The sequence below is a fragment of the Streptomyces sp. 3-6 genome (assembly GCF_056323165.1).
In genome coordinates, this window is sequence record NZ_JBWHZP010000010.1 from 149,283 (window position 1) to 167,936 (window position 18,654).

At 74.7% G+C, this 18,654-nt stretch carries 19 protein-coding genes; 11 read left to right on the forward strand and 8 right to left on the reverse strand.

The window, feature by feature from the left end:
• Positions 1 to 31: 31 nt before the first annotated feature.
• The 5 genes from mgrA (at position 32) to AC02VZ_RS15570 (ending at position 6,316) form a co-directional block, all read left to right on the forward strand.
• Entirely contained in the window at positions 32 to 1,024 is a 993-nt protein-coding gene (mgrA, locus tag AC02VZ_RS15550; protein WP_476475625.1) for an L-glyceraldehyde 3-phosphate reductase, read from the forward strand.
• Between the two features lie 437 nt (positions 1,025 to 1,461).
• Positions 1,462 to 1,872 carry a hypothetical protein gene (locus tag AC02VZ_RS15555; protein WP_432055613.1) on the forward strand — a complete coding sequence of 137 codons (411 nt, stop codon included), beginning with the start codon at positions 1,462 to 1,464 and terminating at the stop codon, positions 1,870 to 1,872.
• 76 nt (positions 1,873 to 1,948) lie between these two features.
• Complete coding sequence (locus tag AC02VZ_RS15560; RefSeq protein WP_476475626.1) at positions 1,949 to 4,279, forward strand: ABC transporter ATP-binding protein/permease; 2,331 nt, start codon at positions 1,949 to 1,951, stop codon at positions 4,277 to 4,279.
• Between the two features lie 8 nt (positions 4,280 to 4,287).
• Positions 4,288 to 5,343 carry a hypothetical protein gene (locus AC02VZ_RS15565; RefSeq protein ID WP_476475627.1) on the forward strand — a complete coding sequence of 352 codons (1,056 nt, stop codon included), beginning with the start codon at positions 4,288 to 4,290 and terminating at the stop codon, positions 5,341 to 5,343.
• Entirely contained in the window at positions 5,333 to 6,316 is a 984-nt protein-coding gene (locus tag AC02VZ_RS15570; protein WP_476475628.1) for a serine/threonine-protein kinase, read from the forward strand. The genes AC02VZ_RS15565 and AC02VZ_RS15570 overlap by 11 nt, the downstream gene beginning before the upstream one ends.
• Positions 6,317 to 6,383: 67 nt before the next feature.
• Here the strand turns inward: AC02VZ_RS15570 and AC02VZ_RS15575 are convergent, their stop codons facing one another.
• Positions 6,384 to 7,670 carry a streptophobe family protein gene (locus tag AC02VZ_RS15575; protein WP_476475629.1) on the reverse strand — a complete coding sequence of 429 codons (1,287 nt, stop codon included), beginning with the start codon at positions 7,668 to 7,670 and terminating at the stop codon, positions 6,384 to 6,386.
• A gap of 181 nt (positions 7,671 to 7,851) precedes the next feature.
• Here AC02VZ_RS15575 and AC02VZ_RS15580 point away from each other — a divergent pair, with 181 nt between their 5' ends.
• A complete protein-coding gene (locus tag AC02VZ_RS15580) occupies positions 7,852 to 9,018 on the forward strand; it encodes a DUF6777 domain-containing protein (protein ID WP_432055608.1) in 1,167 nt (388 codons plus the stop codon).
• A 58-nt stretch (positions 9,019 to 9,076) separates the two neighbouring features.
• Here the strand turns inward: AC02VZ_RS15580 and AC02VZ_RS15585 are convergent, their stop codons facing one another.
• Together AC02VZ_RS15585 and AC02VZ_RS15590 are read right to left on the reverse strand one after the other, a co-directional pair.
• Positions 9,077 to 9,535: a PRC-barrel domain-containing protein gene (locus AC02VZ_RS15585; protein WP_432055693.1), complete on the reverse strand. Its 459-nt coding sequence runs from the start codon at positions 9,533 to 9,535 to the stop codon at positions 9,077 to 9,079.
• A complete protein-coding gene (locus AC02VZ_RS15590; protein ID WP_476475630.1) occupies positions 9,535 to 10,119 on the reverse strand; it encodes a PRC-barrel domain-containing protein in 585 nt (194 codons plus the stop codon). Before AC02VZ_RS15590 ends, AC02VZ_RS15585 begins: the two co-directional genes overlap by 1 nt.
• A gap of 176 nt (positions 10,120 to 10,295) precedes the next feature.
• Between AC02VZ_RS15590 and AC02VZ_RS15595 the strand changes: the two genes are divergently transcribed.
• On the forward strand, positions 10,296 to 10,751 hold the full coding sequence (locus AC02VZ_RS15595) for an ATP-binding protein (protein ID WP_432055606.1): 456 nt from the start codon (positions 10,296 to 10,298) through the stop codon (positions 10,749 to 10,751).
• A gap of 415 nt (positions 10,752 to 11,166) precedes the next feature.
• On the opposite strand, the gene AC02VZ_RS15600 is transcribed toward AC02VZ_RS15595, so the two are convergent.
• Positions 11,167 to 12,054, reverse strand: a complete 888-nt coding sequence (locus AC02VZ_RS15600) for an RNA polymerase sigma factor SigF (protein WP_432055605.1) — start codon at positions 12,052 to 12,054, stop codon at positions 11,167 to 11,169.
• Positions 12,055 to 12,349: 295 nt separating this feature from the next.
• Between AC02VZ_RS15600 and AC02VZ_RS15605 the strand changes: the two genes are divergently transcribed.
• Complete coding sequence (locus AC02VZ_RS15605) at positions 12,350 to 12,745, forward strand: helix-turn-helix domain-containing protein (protein WP_476475631.1); 396 nt, start codon at positions 12,350 to 12,352, stop codon at positions 12,743 to 12,745.
• Between the two features lie 51 nt (positions 12,746 to 12,796).
• Here the strand turns inward: AC02VZ_RS15605 and AC02VZ_RS15610 are convergent, their stop codons facing one another.
• Both AC02VZ_RS15610 and AC02VZ_RS15615 read right to left on the reverse strand, forming a co-directional pair.
• A complete protein-coding gene (locus tag AC02VZ_RS15610) occupies positions 12,797 to 13,399 on the reverse strand; it encodes a ClpP family protease (RefSeq protein WP_476475632.1) in 603 nt (200 codons plus the stop codon).
• Positions 13,399 to 14,055, reverse strand: a complete 657-nt coding sequence (locus AC02VZ_RS15615) for an ATP-dependent Clp protease proteolytic subunit (protein ID WP_476475633.1) — start codon at positions 14,053 to 14,055, stop codon at positions 13,399 to 13,401. Before AC02VZ_RS15615 ends, AC02VZ_RS15610 begins: the two co-directional genes overlap by 1 nt.
• A gap of 297 nt (positions 14,056 to 14,352) precedes the next feature.
• On the opposite strand from AC02VZ_RS15615, the gene AC02VZ_RS15620 reads away from it, so the two are divergent.
• Entirely contained in the window at positions 14,353 to 14,835 is a 483-nt protein-coding gene (locus AC02VZ_RS15620) for a VOC family protein (protein WP_476475634.1), read from the forward strand.
• A gap of 73 nt (positions 14,836 to 14,908) precedes the next feature.
• Here the strand turns inward: AC02VZ_RS15620 and AC02VZ_RS15625 are convergent, their stop codons facing one another.
• On the reverse strand, positions 14,909 to 15,865 hold the full coding sequence (locus AC02VZ_RS15625; RefSeq protein ID WP_476475635.1) for an SGNH/GDSL hydrolase family protein: 957 nt from the start codon (positions 15,863 to 15,865) through the stop codon (positions 14,909 to 14,911).
• Positions 15,866 to 16,272: 407 nt separating this feature from the next.
• On the opposite strand from AC02VZ_RS15625, the gene AC02VZ_RS15630 reads away from it, so the two are divergent.
• Both AC02VZ_RS15630 and AC02VZ_RS15635 read left to right on the forward strand, forming a co-directional pair.
• Positions 16,273 to 17,067 (forward strand): VOC family protein, encoded by a 795-nt coding sequence (locus tag AC02VZ_RS15630; RefSeq protein ID WP_476475636.1) that lies wholly within the window; start codon positions 16,273 to 16,275, stop codon positions 17,065 to 17,067.
• A 53-nt stretch (positions 17,068 to 17,120) separates the two neighbouring features.
• The gene (locus AC02VZ_RS15635) at positions 17,121 to 17,840 is read left to right on the forward strand and encodes a ribonuclease H family protein (protein ID WP_432057492.1); all 720 of its coding nucleotides are present in this window, start codon (positions 17,121 to 17,123) and stop codon (positions 17,838 to 17,840) included.
• On the opposite strand, the gene melC2 is transcribed toward AC02VZ_RS15635, so the two are convergent.
• Positions 17,828 to 18,649, reverse strand: coding sequence for a tyrosinase MelC2 (melC2, locus tag AC02VZ_RS15640; RefSeq protein ID WP_432057493.1), 822 nt, complete (start codon positions 18,647 to 18,649; stop codon positions 17,828 to 17,830). The genes AC02VZ_RS15635 and melC2 overlap by 13 nt on opposite strands.
• Between the last annotated feature and the right edge of the window lie 5 nt (positions 18,650 to 18,654).

Consider the following 18,654-nt stretch of genomic DNA (forward strand, 5'->3'; position numbering starts at 1 on the left):
CGACCCGTGTGCCCACCCCTCTGGAGTCGCGTTGTACACCCCGCACCCCGACCGTTACGCGGACATGCCCTACCGGCGCACCGGACGCAGCGGTCTGAAGCTGCCCGCGCTCTCGCTCGGCCTCTGGCACAACTTCGGCCCCGACCGCCCGGCCGCGACCCAGCGCGCCATCCTGCGCCGTGCCTTCGACCTCGGCGTCACCCACTTCGACCTCGCCAACAACTACGGCCCCCCGCCCGGCGCCGCCGAGTCGGCCCTCGGCGAGGCGCTGAGGGAGGATTTCGCGCCGTACCGCGACGAACTGGTGATCTCGACCAAGGCGGGCTACCTGATGTGGCCCGGCCCGTACGGCGAATGGGGCTCCCGGAAGTCCCTGCTGTCCTCGCTGGACCGGAGCCTGGAGCGCATGGGCCTCGAGTACGTCGACATCTTCTACTCCCACCGCTTCGACCCGGACACCCCGCTCGAGGAGACGATGGGCGCCCTGCACGCGGCGGTCCAGCAGGGCAAGGCGCTCTACGTCGGGGTGTCCAACTACTCGGCGGAGCAGACCCGGGAGGCCGCCCGCATCCTCGGCGAGCTGGGCACGCCGCTGCTGATCCACCAGCCGCGCTACTCGATGCTGGACCGCCGCCCCGAGGACGAGGGCCTGCTGGACGCGCTGGACGACCTGGGGGTCGGCTCCATCGCCTACTCGCCGCTGGACCAGGGGCTGCTGACCGACCGTTACCTGGACGGCATCCCCGAGGACTCGCGGGCCGCCGGCGACAGCCCGTTCCTGAGGACGGACGCCCTCACCGAGGACCTGGTGGGACGGCTGCGGGCGCTGAACGACATCGCCCGCTCCCGGGGCCAGAGCCTGGCGCAGACGGCGCTGGCCTGGGTGCTGCGGGGCGGTCGCGTGACCTCCGCCCTGGTCGGGGCCAGCAGCCCGCGCCAGCTGGAGGACAGCGTCGCGGCCACCCGCAACCTCTCCTTCGACGACGAGGAACTCGAACGGATCGACGCGGTCGTCCGGAAGTGACCGTCGTCCAGGCGTGACCGCCCGCCCGGGCCCCTGCCGGGGGGACGCGGCCGGACGGGCCGGGCCTCCGGTTCCGCCCGGGCCCCGTCCCGGCCCCCCGGCGGTGCTGTCCGGACCCCTTGGCGGTGCGGCCCGTGCCGCTGCGGGGGTCCGGACCCCGTGGGGATGTGGTGCGGGCCGCCGCGCGGGTGCGCCGTGTGCCTCCGCGACGGGGTCGTCCGGACCCCGTCACCCCTGTTCCGCCCGGCCTCCGCCGGGCCGCCAAACCGACTGAATATGCCAGGAGACTGGCCGGAAACACATGGTGACACTGTTTCAGTCGTGAACATACTCGAAGAGAGCGCTTCACACCGCGCGACGGCGCCCTCACGCACAGCACGCACCCCGGGCGTCCAGCACTCAGCGGCACACGCGAGCCACGCAGCGGGGGAGACATCGTGCACGACGAATTCCTGTGCCACGTCACGGCGTACGGCGTCTGCGACGGACGCCGCATCGGGGTCCCGCTGGGCACCTACCGGGCCCCCACCCTCGCGCTCGCCCTGTGGTGGCTGCGCGACCGGGCCTCCTGGATCGCCGAGCGCCTCGACCCCCGGCCGGAGGCCGAGCACTTACCGTCGGGCGCGCTCGTCCCCGTCCCGGACGGCGTGCCCGACGTGCCTGCCACCCTGCGCGCCTGGTGCGCCGACCTCACCCGGCAGCAGGAGATGGCCGAAGCGCTGGCGGCCGGCCGGATGGTCCGCGTCGCCACGGGTGACGACACCACCGAGTACGAACTGCTCGCGGAATCCGTGGACACCGTGCGCATGCAGCGCACCGCCCCGGTGCTGAGCGTCCCCGTCGGCTGACCGGAGCCCCGCCCGGACGCGGCGGCCACCGTTTCCACACCGGGCACCCGAACGGACCAATCGGTAGAATCCAGGCATGGCGGAGCGATCGGCAGCGCCCGAGCTCGTCCTGGAGACCGACACCGGTTCCACCCGGATGACTCCGGTCCGCGACTACCACGTCGGACGCGACCCGTTGTGCGACATCGTCCTCGACGACGCCCGGGTCTCCTGGCACCACGCGGTGCTCCGCCCCACGGACGGCCACTGGACCCTCCAGGACGAGCACAGCACCAACGGCACCTACGCCGACGGGCAGCGCATCGCCGCCCGGGACGTCGGCCCCGGCAGCGTCATCCGCTTCGGCAGCCCCGACACCGGCCCGCGCGCCGTGCTCACCGACCCGGCGCCGCCCGCCCCCGAGCGCCTCTCGGCCGTCTCCCACCCGGCGCTCACCGGCACCTACCGCCGGCCCACCGAGGTCCGGCCGCTGCCCACCCGCACGATCCGCATCGGCCGCGCCGCCGACAACGACCTCGTCCTCGACGACCTCGTGGTCTCCCGCGCCCACGCCGAACTGCGCGCCCTGCCCGACGGCGGCTACGAGATCGTCGACCTCGGCAGCCACAACGGCACCTACCTCAACGGCGCGCCCGTCACCCGCGCCCCCGTCGGCCCCGGTGACATCGTCGGCATCGGCCACGCCGCGTTCTGCCTGGTCGGCGACGAACTCCAGGAGTACGTCGACACCGGCGAGGTCTCCCTGGACGTCCAGGACCTCACCGTCGCCGTCGACCGGGGACGCAAGGTGCTGCTCGACCACGTCTCCTTCCCGGTGGGGGAGAAGTGCCTGCTCGCCGTGGTCGGCCCCAGCGGCGCCGGCAAGTCCACCCTGCTCAACGCCCTCACCGGGCAGCGCCCCGCCGACCACGGCACGGTCCTCTACGACGGCCGCGACCTCTACCGCGACTACGCCGAGCTGCGCCAGCGCATCGGCCTCGTCCCGCAGGACGACATCCTGCACGCCCAGCTCACCGTCCGCCGCGCCCTGTCCTACGCCGCCGAACTGCGCTTCCCGCAGGACACCGCCAAGGCCGAGCGCCGGGCCCGGGTCGACGAGGTCATCCGCGAACTCGGCCTGGAACAGCGGGCCGACCAGCCCGTGCACAGCCTCTCCGGCGGCCAGCGCAAACGGGTCAGCGTCGCCCTGGAACTGCTGACCAAGCCGTCCCTGCTGTTCCTCGACGAACCCACCTCCGGCCTCGACCCGGGCATGGACCGCTCCGTGATGCACATGCTGCGCGGCCTGGCCGACGACGGCCGCACCGTCGTCGTCGTCACCCACAGCGTGCTCAGCCTCGACGTCTGCGACCGGCTCCTGGTCCTGGCCCCCGGCGGGCGCATCGCCTACTACGGGCCCCCCGACGACGCCCTGGCGTTCTTCGGCTTCGCACAGTGGCCCGAAGCCTTCGAGGCGTTCGAACGCGACCGGGACCGCGACTGGGCCGGCGACTACCGGACCTCGCCCTTCCACGGCCGCTACATCGCCGACGCCACCGACCAGCCGCCCCAGCCCCGGTCCGGCCCGGTCGTCATCGCCCCGCCGCCCCGGCCGCGCAGCCGCACCGCGCAACTGGGCACCCTGGTCCGCCGCTACGCGGCCGCGCTGAGCGCCGACCGCACCTTCCTGGCGATCATGATCGCGCTGCCGTTCGTCATGGGCGCCATGGCCCGCGCCCTCGCCGGCGGCGCCCTGACCCGGGAGACCGTCTCCAACACCCTGCTGATCCTGTGCGTCGGCGCGGTGCTCACCGGCGCCGCCAACGCCGTACGGGAACTGGTCAAGGAGCGCGCGATCCACCGCCGCGAGCGGGCCGTCGGGCTGTCCAGATCGGCCTACCTGCTCTCCAAGATCGTCGTGCTGGGCACCGTCACCGTGCTCCAGGCGGTGGTGCTGACCCTGGTCGCCCTGCTCGGCGTCGACCTCAACGCCCCCGGGGGCGAGGGCGTCCTCATGCCGCCCCTGGTGGAGATCACCGTGGCGGTGGCCCTGCTCGCCTTCACCGCCATGACCCTCGGCCTCCTCGTCTCCGCGCTGGTGCGCAAGGAGGAGGTGACGATGCCGCTGCTGGTGCTGCTCGCCATCGTCCAGGTGGTGTTCTGCGGCGCCCTGCTGAAACTCGACGGCGTGCCCGGTCTCGAACAACTGTCCTGGCTGGTGCCCTCGCGCTGGGCGCTCGGCGCGATGGCCGGCACCGTCGACCTGGCCAGGATGTCGCCCGGCGACCTGACCTCGGACCCGATCATGCGGCACTCGGCGGGCATGTGGCTGCTCGACATCGGGATGCTCGTGGTGCTGTCGGCGCTGTTCGCCTTCGCCGTCTCCCGGCTGCTGCGCCGTCACGAACCCGTCGTGATGCGGAGGTAGACCCCCCGATGACCACGCCCGCGTTCCGGCCCACCCACGTCGTCCCCCGGCACGGCCTGCCCGCCTGGGAGGCACCGGACCCCTCCCGGCCCACCGCCGGCCTCGACCCGCTGCTGCCGGTGCGGCTCACCGAGTCGCGCGGCGACTGGGGGCACGTGCTGTGCTCCAACGGCTGGTCGGCCTGGGTCGACGGCCGCCGCCTGGTCGCCGTGCCCGAGGACCCGCCCGCCTCCGACGCCCCGCCCGCCCGGACCGCCGACCCCCGGCCCCTGCTGACCCGCGTCCAGGAGACCCTGGCCCGCTACCTGGTCGCCGCCGAGAACCTGGCGGAGGGCGGCCTCGACGGCGAGGCCTTCCGGCAGCGCACCCGCGGGCTGCGCGTCGGCATCGTGGTCGACGGGGAGTCCGCCTGGCTCTACGACTCCGCCCACGGCCGCTGGCTCTACACCGACGGCGCCCACCTGCAGCCCTACGCCGCCGACGAGCCCCCGCAGCAGGACCGGGAGCCCGCGCCCGAGGGCGCCGCCGCGGAACCCGGGCCCCGCCCGCGGGTCCCGGCGCACCCGCCGACCCGGGTGGTGCCCGAGGCGGGGGAGGACGGCGGCCCGGCGGCGCCACAGGAGCCGGGGGAGCCCGGCCCGGCCGCCGGTGCGCGGTCGTACACGCCGACCCGCGTGGTCCCGGACGGGGCCGTCCCCGGGGAGGACCCCCCGGCGCGGGCACCGGCCAGCGGGGACCGGGCGCCGGCCCGCGCGGACGGCGGACCGGCCGGGGCGCCCGCCGGACCGAGGGCGCCGGACGCCGTCCCGACCCGGGTGGTGTCCGGACCGCCGGACGCCTCCCCCCGCCGCGCGCCGGAACCCGCCGACGCGGGCCCCGGCACTCCGGCCGCCGGGAAGCCCGAGGGCCGGACCGGCGGCCCGGAGCGAGCCGCGGACCGTCCCCCCGACGCGTCCGCCGGCCATCCGCCCACCCGGGTCGTGTCCGGCAGCGGCCCGCCGCCCGGGCCGGGGGAGCCGACCCGCGTCGTGGACCCGGGCCCGGGGACGTCCGATGAGCCGTGACACCAGCCTCTTCGCGGGGCGCTCCGCCGACCTGACCGGGCAGCAGGTCGCCGGGTACCTCATCGAACAGGAGATCGGGCGGGGCGGCATGGCCGTCGTCTACCGGGGCCGGGACCTGCGGCTGGACCGCACCGTCGCCCTGAAACTGCTCGCCCCGGAACTCGCCCGCAACGACACCTTCCGCCGCCGCTTCACCCACGAGTCCCGCACCGCCGCCGCGATCGACCACCCGCACATCGTGCCGGTGTTCGAGGCGGGGGAGACGGACGGCATCCTCTACATCGCCATGCGCTACGTGGAGGGCAGCGACCTGCGTCACCTCCTGGACCGCGAGGGCCCGCTGCCGCTGCCGACCGCCCTGCGCATCGCCACCCAGGTGGCGTCCGCGCTCGACGCCGCCCACGACCACGGCCTGGTGCACCGGGACGTGAAGCCGGGCAACATCCTCGTCGCGCGCGGCACGGACAGCGACCACCCCGAGCACGTCTACCTCACCGACTTCGGGCTCACCAAGAAGTCCCTGTCGCTGACCGGCTTCACCACCGTCGGCCAGTTCGTCGGCACCCTCGACTACGTCGCCCCCGAGCAGATCTCCAGCCGCCCGGTCGACGCCCGCTGCGACGTCTACGGATTCGCCTGCGTCGTCCACGAGACCCTCACCGGGCACCCGCCCTTCCGCCGCGACGACGACATGGCGCTGCTGTGGGCGCACCAGTACGACGACCCGCCCCGCCTGACCGCCGAACGCCCCGGCCTCCCGGCGCCGGCCGACGCCGTCCTCGCCAAGGCCCTCGCCAAGAGCCCCGACGACCGCTACGCCTCCTGCCTGGACTTCGTCGCCGCGCTGCGCACCGCCTCGACCGGCAGCGCCCGCCCCGCCACCCACGTGGCCGCCCGGGTGCCGCGGCCGGAGGAGGGCCCGCCGAAACGGCCGCCCCGCTGGGCGCTCCCGGTGTTCGAACCGCCCGACTAGACCGGTCGGCGCGCGGGACCCGGCCCTGCGCGCCCGGACGCGCACCGCCCCGGACGCGCCACCGGGCTCAGGAGCCGTCCGGTGCCTTGCCCGGTGCCGCCTCGCCCCGCCGGCGGACCCGCCGGGCCGGCAGCGCCCCGAGGAAGCCCGTGACCAGGCCCCACAGCAGGCCCAGCCCCAGGGCGCCCCACACCCGCGGCCTCAGCAGCACCTGGCCCGACAGGCCCTCGCCCAGGTCGCCGATGCCGAGGACGGACAGCCCGAGGCGGGCGGAGATCCGGCCCAGCAGGCAGATCATCAGCACGGTGAGGGCGAGCGCCACCGCCAGGTGCACGGCGTGCTGCCAGGCCCGGACGCGCGACGGGGACAGGGCGGCCATCACGAACGCGGTGGTCAGCAGCAGCACCGCGGCGACGACCGGCAGCCACCACACCCGGCCGTCGTGCTCGGCGAGCGTGCCGAGGTTCAGCGCGGAGATGTCCGGCGTGCGCAGCACCTCGTCCAGGAGGTGCGGCATCGGCAGCCCGAACGGGCCGTTCACCCTGCCGTCCCAGGTGGCCCCGAGCCCGACGGTCAGCGCGAGCCAGGCGACGTTGGGCAGCCCGAGCAGGATCACCGCGAAGGTCTCGGCCGGGCGGCCTCGGACGGCGGCGACCGCGAGGGCGATCAGCAGCGCGACCACCACGTAGGCCAGCAGCAGTTGGACCATGGCGTGCGCGGCGGGCCGCACCGACGTCTGGAAGCGCAGCAGCCCGCCCGGCAGGGGCGCGCCGCGCGACACCAGCAGGGCCAGCACCAGCACGCCCGCCAGCCAGACCAGACCGATCAGCACGGTCGGCAGCACGTCGGTGGTGAAGCCCACCTCCGGCCGGACGCCGAAGAGGTCACCGAGGTCGCCCAGCGCGCCCTCCCCGAGGGAGATCGCGAACGTGTGCCGGGCCCCGAACGCCAGACCGAGCAGCGCGAGCAGCCACAGCGCGGCGATCCGCGCGGCCCAGCCCGCCAGTTCGGGCGCCCCGGCGACCGCCCGGTGCCGCAGCGGACGCAGGAAGCCCAGGCCGACGACCAGGGCCCCGGTCAGGGTCACGGAGAGCGGCATGACCGTCAGCCCGCCCTCGGTGCCGGCCAGTCCGCCGGCGTCACCGGAGAGCTTCACGGTGCCGCCGACGGCCGTGACCACGGTCGCCGCGACCACCGGGGGGAAGGCGCCGTCCGGCAGGTCCGCGGCCCCGGCCGCCCACAGGCCGAGCGCCGCGACCACGCCCATCGCGAGCAGCCCGGCGAGCACGGTCAGCAGGGCCTGGACCCACCCGTGCCGGGCGACCGCCGGGGCGGAGAGGGGGTGTGACGTCACCCGGCCACGCTAAGCAGACCCGGCCCGCCACGCCCGCCGGAAGGTCCGTCCGCGTCGGCTTGCGGGCGCCGCACCCCCGGAGCACACAATGGAACGTAGGGCGCACAGCCGCACACGTCGCCGCCCGGCCTTCCGGACGCGCGGGGCGGCTGCCGCGGACACCGCGCGGGAAGAAGAGCTCGTGAGCGTCGAACCCCCGTCCTCGGGCCGGCCCACCGGACCTCCCTCCGGGCCGCTGTCCGGCCCCTCCCAGCCCCCGTCGGGGCCACCCTCCCAGCCGCCCCCGGGCGGCGGCGGCTCCTCCGCCGGCCCGCCCGGGCCCCGGCGGCGGCCGTGGTGGCGCTCGGTACCCGGCATCGCCGTGCTCGCGGCGGCGGTGGCCGCCGCGGTGATCCTCACCGTGGTGTTCACCCGCTCCGACGGCGGCAGCACCCAGGCGGGCGGGGGAGAGGTGTTCCTCCAGGCCGCCGACGCCAAGGGCCCCGACCCGTTCACCGAGTCCACCGCGAAGGACGCCTCCGCGCCCACCGCCACCCCTTCCGTGGCGCCCAGCGGCTCCGCCGGCGCGAACGAGGTGCGCACCGTCGACGGCGCCGCCCCCGGCCTGTACGGGGGCACCCGGGACGCCGCCGCCTGCGACGTGGAGCAGCAGATCCGGTACCTGCGGGAGGTGCCCGCCAAGAACGAGGCGTTCGCGGCGGTCGCCGACGTCGCCCCGTCCGACGTGCCCGGCTACCTGCGCTCCCTCACCCCGCTGCAACTGCGCATGGACACCCGGGTCACCAACCACGGGTACCGCGACGGAGCCGCCACCCAGTACCAGGCCGTGCTGCAGGCCGGCACGGCGGTCCTGGTCGACGACCGGGGCGTGCCCCGGGTCCGCTGCGCCTGCGGCAACCCGCTGACCGAACCGGTCGCCCAGTCCTCGCCCCGCCTCACCGGCACGCCGTGGCCCGGTTTCGACGAGGCGAACACCGTGGTGGTGGAGCCCTCGGACCGGCCGGTGAAGAAATTCGTGGTGCGCGACGCCGAGGGCGGCTGGTTCGAGCGGAACCACGGCGACACCGGCGGCAAGGACCGTCCGACCGAGCCGCCGGACCACCGCAGCCCGTCGGCCACGCCGAGCACTCCCAGCACGCCGCCCACCGACGGGTCCACCCCCCCGGACGGGCCCACCACCCCGGCCGACCCGCCGACCACCGGCACCGAGCCGCCACCGGACACCGGCGACACCACGCCGACCGGCGACCCCCCGGCGTCCGAGTCGTCGGCGCCGCCGCCCCCGCCCGCGTCCGACACACCGGAGTCCGCCGCCACCGTGAGCGCGCCGCCGGTCGTCTCGTCCTGAACGGGGTGCCGCGGTGCTCCGGGCCGAGCGGACCGGCAGCGGCGCGGGTCCGCGGACCTCAGCGGCGGGGCTCCCGGGAGACGTCCCCTGGCCCTGCCGCGGCGGCCCGGACGACCAGCGCGTGATCGCCGAGCCCCCGCAGACGTCCGGGGGACAGCACGCCGACCGTCGTCAGCACCGCCCGCAGGCGCCCGGTGGCGGGATCGAACGCGGCGTCCAGCACGGTGCCGCGGTCCTCGCCCGTGTCGGTGAGCACCGGCCGCCCGATCAACTCGTGGTGCTCCGGCACCGGCACGGCACCGCCCGGCACCCGCACCCGGACCGCCTCCGGGCCGACGGCCTCGACGGCGCTCCACGGCAGCACGCGCCCGCCGCGCAGCCGCCCGCGCCGCACCCGCAGGTGCGTCACCTCACCCGCGGTCACGTCGACGGTCAGCGCGCCGACCGTGCCGAGCCGTCTGCCGCCCCGTGACCCCGCCACCACGACGGGCAGTCCCCGCAACCGCGAGTACGGCATCACGACGGCACTCCCCCCGCCCGCTCGTGACGGACACCGGCCCCGGACACGAACCCCGTCAGGTCGTCGGCGACGTAGGCGGTCGCGTGCCGCGGGACCACGAGGGTCCGTCCCGAGACGGACAGCGCCTCGGCCCGCGGCAGGTAGGCGCGGTGGCGGCGGTGCCGGGAGCCGCGCACCAGTTCGCGCCGGGCGGCGAGGCGGAACGCGGCCACCCGGCCGCTGGTACCGCCCTCGACCAGCACATCGAGCACGGTGCCGACCGGCTCACCCTCCTCGGTCACCACCCGGGCCCCCAGCAGTCGCCCGCGTGAGGCGTCCCCCCGCACGGCCGACAGCGGCAGCCCGAGCAGCGCCCGCTCGTCGCGGACCATGACGGCGTCGGGACCGAGGCTGTGGACGGCCGGCCAGGGCAGGCTCTGCCGCACGGGACCGGACAGCAGGTCCCGGCCGGTGACGGAGAACCCGGTGACGTGCCCGGCCGCGGCGTCGAGCAGGGTGTCCTTGACGTGGGCCACGGCGTCGCCCCCCAGGGTCACCACGGGTAGCATCGTCAGGCTCCGCACCGCCAGCAGGTGCCTCATGGTGTCTCCTCCCGCCGCCGGAACCGACGGCGGGCCGGGTCCGCGCCGGGGTCCCGGCAGCCCGGGTTCCCCGGTGTGCTCGGGCATACACCGGCCGGGAGGAGTGCCGCGCCCGACTCGGGGTACGCGGACTGGTGCAGAGCGTCCGGCCAGCCCGGCTTTTCAGAGAGACACGCATGACCGACCACCTGGACGGGGCAGTGATACCGACTGGTTTCGACGTGCCCGTGGAACCGCTGCGGCGGGCCGCACACTTCACCGGCGAGCCCGGATGCATCGCCGAGGCGCGGGCCTTCGCCTCGCTCTTCCTCGAGCAACTGCGGACCGACTGGTGCGCCACCATCGACGAGCGGACTGACGGAGCCGTCCTGCTGGTGGTCAGCGAACTGGTCACCAACGCCGACCGGCACAGCAACGGCCCGTACATCCTGGAGCTGGAGGGCACGGACGCCTCGGTCGCCGTCACGGTCTACGACAGCAGCGTCACCCTGCCGAGGGTGTTCCCCCGGGACCCCGAGCGCGTCGGCCGGCACGGCCTGGAGATCGTCCGCGCCCTGGTCGACAACGTCACGGTGGAACGCGTCCCGGTCGGCAAGTGCGTGCGCGCCGAACTGAAACTCGCCTCCGGCTGAACTCGCCTCCGGCTGAACCGTCGGAGGGGTCGGCCACGGCTGGCGTCGGTGTCCGTGCGTCCCGTGCGCGTCCCTGTCCCGGGCACGTGGGTCGTACGCGTTCGTTCAGCCGTCCCGTACGGCTCCGGCCGGCTCGCGCAGGGGCGCGGCACCGGTCCACCCACCCCCGTCGGCGCGGCACGCTCGGCGGGCGCCGGCCGGATGCGCGCGTTGTCTGCTCGTCGATCGTTCGATGACGTGACGTGAGCGGCTGCTGCCCTCACCCGTCACCGGCACGGCTCTCCCGGGAACGCGACCGTGGGTGCGGACCACCCCTCGCCACGCGTCCGTGAGACCGGGCTGCCGTCCCACCCGGTTCCGCGCGGTGCGCGGACGGAGGGGACGGCAGCCCGGTGTCGCTCGGGGTGGTGGCGGCTCAGGCGCAGCCCAGCTCGCCCAGCATGCCCTCACGGAGCCGGGTGATGATGCGCTTGATCAAGCGGGAGACGTGCATCTGGGAGCAGCCCAGGGCCTCACCGATCTCCGCCTGGGTGGCCTCCTCCACGAACCGCATGTGGATGATCTGCCGGTCGCGCTCGCTCAGCTCCGCCATCAGCGGGGCCAACGCGTGGAAGTCCTCGACGAGCTGGAGCCCTTCCTCCTCCACGCCGATGAAGTCGGCCAGCACGGCCTCGCCCTGCTCCGGGCCGTCACCGGTGAGGGCGGCGTCCAGGGAGGAGGAGTTGTAGCCGTTGGCGGCGATCTGCCCCTCGATCACCTGGTCCTCGGTGATGTTCATCAGGGTGGCGAGCTCGGCGACCGTCGGCTCGCGGTCCAGCCGGCTGGCCAGCTCCTCGCGGGCCTTCGCCAGCTCCACGCGCAGTTCCTGCAGCCGGCGCGGCACGTGCACGGCCCAGGTGGTGTCCCGGAAGAAACGCTTGATCTCACCGACGATGTACGGCAGCGCGAAGGAGGTGAACTCCACCTCGCGCGAGAGTTCGAACCGGTCGATCGCCTTGATGAGGCCGATCATGCCGGTCTGGACGATGTCCTCCATGTCGTCGCCGCGGCCGCGGAACCGGCCGGCGGCGAACCGCACGAGGGACATGTTCATCTCGATGAGGGTGTTGCGGGCGTACTGGTATTCGTGGGTGCCCTCTTCGAGCTCCGTCAGACGGCGGAAGAACTGCCGGGACAGCGCCCGGGCGTCGCGCGGAGCCACCGCCCGCGGATCCGTCCCCCCGAGCAGGTCCCCGTCACCCGTTCTGGCCTCGGTGTTCTCGTCCACGACCTGCGCCTGCGACCGGATCACGGCGGTCTCCATTACCTCTCCCCACGAGCATCACGGCGGACATGTGCTGGGCTGCCTCGCCCTCAGGACGTGCGGGTACCCCGCATGTCCCCACCCATGCACACCGAGTTCCGGACATCTGGCAACGGGTGCCCACCACGGGGGAAGGCACGCCGTTGTTCGATGGTACGGGTGCACCCGCCGGTCGGCAGCCGCCGGGCGGAACTCTCCGTTCCGGCCGGTCACGGGCCCGGCCCCAGGAGCCCGCTTCACTCAGGGCGGAACGCCGGTCCCTTCCGCCGCGGGCCGTGCTTCCTAGGCTGGGAGGGTGACGAACCAAGCGCCCCACGACGTCCGGGTCATCCCCCTGCGACCGGCTGCCGGCCGCCCGACACCCGCCCCGAGGGAACCGCTCTGGCGGGACCTCGTCGGAGACGTGCTGCGCCGGGAGCGCCTGGCCCAGGAACGGACCCTGAAGGACGTCGCCGACGCGGCCCGCATCTCCATGCCGTACCTGTCGGAAGTGGAGCGGGGCCGCAAGGAGGCATCCTCGGAGGTCCTCGCCGCCGCCGCCCGGGCCCTCGGCCTGGGGCTGGCCGACCTGCTGGCCCGCGTCCACCACGACCTCGCGAGCAGCACCGTCCGCCGGGCCGGCGGGCCGGCCCCGGGCAGCGCCCCCGCCCCGGCCCGTGCTCCCCGGGGCGGACTCTGCCTGGCCGCCTGACCACCGCCCGCCCGCCGGTGCCACGGCCCCGTGGCACCGGCGGGCGGCGGGTCAGACCCCGACGACGCGGCGGCTGAGCACCTCGTCGGCGAGACCGTAGGCGACGGCCTCGCCGGCGGTGAACACCTTGTCGCGGTCCATGTCGGCCCGCAGCGTGGCCACGTCGTGGCCGGTGTGCCGGGAAAGCACCTCCTCCACCTGTGAGCGGATCCGCACCATCTCCTGGGCCCGGAGCGACAGGTCCGAGACCGTGCCCCGCTGCCCGCCCGTGGCCGGCTGGCCCAGCAGCACCCGCGCGTGCTCCAGCACGAACCGCCGGCCCGGGTCCCCGCCGGCCAGCAGCACGGCCGCCGTGGACGCCGCCTGCCCGACGCAGTACGTGGAGACCGGCGCCCGGACGAAGGTCATCGTGTCGTAGATCGCCATGAGCGAGGTGAACGAGCCGCCGGGGGAGTTCAGGTAGAGGGCGATCTCGCTCTCCGGCGCCTCCGACTCCAGGTGCAGCAGCTGCGCGATGACGACGTTGGCGACCCCGTCGTCGATCTCCGTGCCCAGGAAGACGATCCGCTCCGACAACAGCCGGCTGAACACGTCGTAGGACCGTTCGCCGCGCGCGGTGCGCTCGACGACGTTCGGAATCGTGTACCCGCCCATCAGCGCAGCCCCATCCTCGGACGGCCGGCGGCCGGGCGGACGTCGGCGAGCGACTCCACCACCCGGTCGACCATCCCGTACTCCCGGGCCTCCTCGGCCGTGAACCAGCGGTCGCGGTCACCGTCCCGCGAGATCTCCTGCTCCGTCCGCCCGGTGTGCTCGGCGGTGATCCGCTCGATGGTCCGCTTGGTGAACTCCAGGTTCTCCGCCTGGATCTCGATGTCGGCGGTCGTCCCGCCGATGCCGGCCGACGGCTGGTGCATCATGATCCGCGCGTTCGGCAGCGCGAAGCGCTTGCCCGCCGCGCCGACGCTGAGCAGGAACTGACCCATGCTGGCGGCGAAGCCCATGGCGAGCGTCGACACGTCGTTGGGGATCAGCCGCATGGTGTCGTAGATCGCCAGCCCGGCGTGCACCGAGCCGCCGGGGCTGTTGATGCACAGGGCGATGTCGGTATGGGAGTCCTCCGCGGAGAGGATCAGCAGCTGGGCGCAGACGCGGTTGGCGGAGACCTCGTCGACCTGTGTGCCCAGCAGCACGATCCGCTGGGCGAGGAGCCGGTCGGCGAGCTGGTCGTCGAACCGGGTCGGCGGAGTGCCGCCGTCCTCGGCACGGGGTGACGGGTCCGGCCACGGACCGGTGGTGAAGGGGGACATGGCGCTCCCGGTGGTCGTCGGCACGCGGCCGGGGCGACCGCGTGCCACCACTGTCGACCGGCGGGCGCCCGCCGGGCCCCGTTCTCTGCCCGCGGCAGATTCGCCACGGGCAGAGCGCGCCCGGACCGGGGGCCGGAACGGCCCGGGGGAGCGGCTGGCCGCCGGGCCGCACAGGCGGGGGGCCGGTTCCAGGCCGGACCGCGCCGCACCGATGAGTTCCGGGTCCCGGTCCGGTCTCCCATTCCGACACGGTTCCACTCCCGCTACCCGCCACCGTTCCGCTGCCAGGAGGTACTCATGACCACCGACGGATTCACCACGTGCCTGTGGTTCGACGGGCGCGCCGAGGAGGCCGCCCACTTCTACGTCTCCGTCTTCGAGAACTCCCGCCTCGGCCGGGTCACCCGCCACACCGGTGCAGGCCCGGGGCCCGAGGGAAGCGTCCTCACCGTGGAGTTCACCGCCAACGGCCAGAAGTTCGTGGCGCTCAACGGCGGTCCGGAGTTCACCTTCTCGGAGGCGATCTCCTTCCAGATCGGCTGCGAGGACCAGGCGGAGATCGACCACTACTGGGACAAGCTCGTCGAGGGGGGCGGCAGCCACGGCCCGTGCGGCTGGCTGAAGGACCGGTTCGGCGTGTCCTGGCAGGTGACCCCCGTCCGCCTGGACGAGATGATCGCCGACCCGGACCCGGCCCGCGCGGACCGTGCCATGAAGGCGATGCTCGGCATGCACAAGCTGGACCTCGCGGCCCTGGAGAAGGCGTACGCGGGCGAGTGAGCGCCACAGCAGTCCCAGCAGCCCCAGCAGCCACAACAGCGATGGCAGCCGCAGCAGCCGTCCGGCGCACCGGTCAGCCGGAGGCGCGGACGTGTGCACCGATCGCCCGCGTGATCTCCCGGGCGATGCGCAGGATCCCGGGCGAGGGCACCGGACACGGCTTGGGCTTCGACGTGGTGGGCGCCAGGCAGAAGTGCAGATGGTCGTCGTCCCGGTGCAGGGCGGTCCGGTCACGTCCGGGCTGGGTGCAGTACCCGTCGCGGGCGCGTTCCTGGGCGGTGCACGGCAGGTACTGCGACCAGGTGTACCGCCCGCCCTCGGGGCTGACCGCCCGGCCCGCGTCGGCGACCAGGTCACCGGAGGCGGCGGCCCGCTCCCGGTAGAGCGCGTTCACCCGGCGGATCCGGTCGGGTGTCATGGGGTCCGGTCCCTGGAGCACCCACACGATGCGCGGCCGGTCGTCCCCGCCCGCGGCGTGGATCTGCTCGGTGAGCCGCCGGGCGTCGGCCGCGTACCGCCGGAAGTACGTGTCCTCGGCGGTCGCGTGGGAGACGCCCTTCATGCAGGGCGTGTAGTCCCAGGCGTTGCCCCAGAACTGCAGCACCACGTAGTCCGGCCGCACCGACCGCACCAGGGCCGCCGCCTTGTCCGCGGCGGGCACCAGGGAGCGGCCGGGGGTGCCTTCCAGGTAGTCGCACAGGGTCGTGCCGGAGTACGGCGCGCTGGTGTAGCGGGCGCGCAGGCCGGAGCGCAGTTCGCGGCCGAGCACCTTCTGGTTCTCCATCGCGAGCGAGTCGCCGAGGTACAGCACCGTCGGCCGCCGCGAGGGCGCGGACCCGGCCGTGGCCGGCGGGGTGCCGGGGGTGGCGGTGCCGGGGGAGGCGGGGGCGGCGGGCCGCTGGTGGGTGGTCGCCGACGCCTCGGGTGCCGCGGACGGCGGGGGACCGGCCATCGGTTCCGACGCCGGGTCCCCGCACGCGCCGAGCAGCACGGCACACAGCACCCCACCAACGATCCACACCTTGCGCACAGGGCGGCCTCCCCCACGGCCCGCGGAAACGGCCCTCAGGCAAGCACAGTGCGGGCGGCGGCGGAAGACCTCCCGGTGACAACTCGACCTCCCCGTAGGGCAGTCCGCAGCCTCGACCCGCCCGTCCCCGCCCGTCGCGTCACGCGGGCCGTTCCGGGTACGCGCACCTCACGACCGGGCCCCGCGCCCCCTCGGCTGCCGCCCGCGCGGAGGGACCGCCCGGCGAGGGGCGCCCCGGGAGGAACCGCCCCGCCGAGGGCCCCGTCCGGGCCCGGACCCCGCCGCCCGCGACACCCCGCGCTTCCACCGAGCGCACCGCTGCGGCCGTCGCTAGCGTGGAGTACCGGACCGACAGACCGACAAGCCGACAGGCGGACAGACCGCCGTTTCGAGAGAGGGCCGCCGTCATGGCCGTACAACCCGAGGGAGCCCCCTGCTGGGCCGACGCGATGTTCAGCGACATCGAGGGGGCCAAGAGCTTCTACGGAGCGGTGCTCGGCTGGACCTTCGGCGACACGGCGTCCGAGTACGGCAACTACACCCAGGCGTACGCGGACGGGAAGGCGGTGGCCGCCGTCGTGCCGCCCATGCCCGGGCAGGAGGGCACCTCGCAGTGGTGCCTGTACCTGGCGGCCCAGGACGCCACCGCCACGGCCGCGCGGATCCGGGAGCACGGCGGCGAGTTGCTGATGAACCCCATGCCGGTCGGCGACTTCGGCACCATGTGCCTGGCCCGGGACCCCAGCGGGGTGGTGTTCGGCGTCTGGGAGGCCGGCAGGCACGAGGGCTTCCAGGCGATGGGCGTCCCCGGCGCCTACTGCTGGGCGGAGGTGTTCACCCGTGATCCGGACGCGGCCGACGCCTTCTTCCCGGCCGTCTTCTCCTACCGGCAGAAGGAGATGGCGGACGAGATGGACTTCCGGATCTACGACCTGGGCGAACAGAGCGTGCTGGGCCGGATGCGGATGACCGAGGAGTTCCCGCCCGAGGTGCCGCCGTACATCAACGTGTACTTCACCGTGGCCGACTGCGACGCGGCCGTGGCCCGGGCCGCCGAGCTGGGCGGCATTCTGCGGTTCGGGCCGGAGAGCACGCCCTTCGGCCGGCTGGCCACGCTCAGCGACCCGCAGGGCGCCACGTTCTCCGTGATCGATCTCACCACCACCGAGGGCGACGTACCGGACACCGCCGACGTGGACTGAGCCACCGCCGGCGGCCGGGAACGGCCGGTGCGGACGGGTCCGCCGCCCGTGGCATGATCGGGGCCATGGGTGAGCGAGTGGTGGCCGCGTGCGACGGCGCGTCGAAGGGAAACCCCGGACCGGCCGGCTGGGCCTGGGTGGTCGCGGACGACACGGAGACCCCGGTGCGCTGGCAGGCCGGCGCGCTCGGCCGGGCCACCAACAACGTCGCCGAACTCACCGCGCTGGAACGGCTGCTGGCGGCGACCGACCCCGCCGTGCCGCTCGAGGTCCGGATGGACTCGCAGTACGCCATGAAGGCCGTCACCACCTGGCTCCCCGGCTGGAAGCGCAACGGCTGGCGCACCGCCGCCGGCAAGCCGGTCGCCAACCAGGAACTGGTCGTGCGCATCGACGAACTCCTGCGCGACCGGTCCGTCGAGTTCCGCTACGTCCCCGCCCACCAGGTGGACGGGGACCGGCTCAACGACTTCGCGGACCGCGCGGCGAGCCAGGCGGCGACGGTGCAGCAGGACGCGGGCAGCGAGCTGGGCTCGCCCGAGCCGCCGCCCGCCCCCGACGCCCCGCCCGCGGGTGCCGCGAAGCGGCGGTCCGGCAAGCCCGCGGCGGCCCGCCCGCGCGGTGGCTCCTCCTCGCGCACCCTGAAGGCGAAGTTCCCCGGGCGGTGCCGGTGCGGCCGCTCCTACGCGGCGGGCGAGACCATCGCCAAGAACGACAGCGGCTGGGGCCACCCGGAGTGCCGGACGGCCGACAGCGCCGGTCAGGCGTCGTAGGTGTAGTGCGGGGTGTGGTCCAGGAGGTCCGCCGGACTCGTGTCGTGCCACGGCCCCATCGTCTCGTCGAGGTCCACGACGTCCGGCGTCCCGGAGGCCGGGAGGTAGCCGGCGCCGGGGTGCCGGCGCTGCCACTCGGTCCACAGCTTGTCGATGTAGGCGTGGTGCAGCCAGAACACCGGGTCGTTGGGGGAGACGCCGGTGGCCATCTGCCCCCCGACCCACACGTGCACCCTGTTGTGCAGGTTGACTCCCCGCCAGCCCTCCAGGTGGTTGCGGAAGCCGTCCGATCCGCTGTTCCAGGGCGGCATGTCGTACGTGGACAGGGAGAGCACGGATTCGACGTCCGCCCGGGTCGGCAGCTGCCGGCCGCCCGCGCCGAGTGCCCGCCGCAGATAGGTGCGCTCGTCCACCCGCACCGTGATGGGCCAGTCGCCGGTGGACGCGGCGAACGGGCCGTCCATCACGCGGCCGTCCCGGCTGCGCCCGGTGCCGCCGAGGAAGTCGGGTGCCCACAGGGAGGAACGCACCGAGGAGTCGGTGCTCCAGTCCCAGTAGGGCAGTGCCACCGAGGCGTCCACCGACTGCAGGGCCCGCTCGAACTCCAGCAGGAATCTTCGGTGCCAGGGCAGGAACGACGGGGACCGGTGCCCGGTGCGGGGGCCGTGGTCGGTGTCGGCGACGATGAAGCCGTTGTGCGTGGTGACGAAGGCGTCGTAGCGGCCGGAGCGCTTCAGCTCCAGCAGGGCGGCGACGAAGCGGCGCTTCTCCCCGGCGGTCAGCGACGCCTGGTTCTTGCGGACGGTCATGTGCG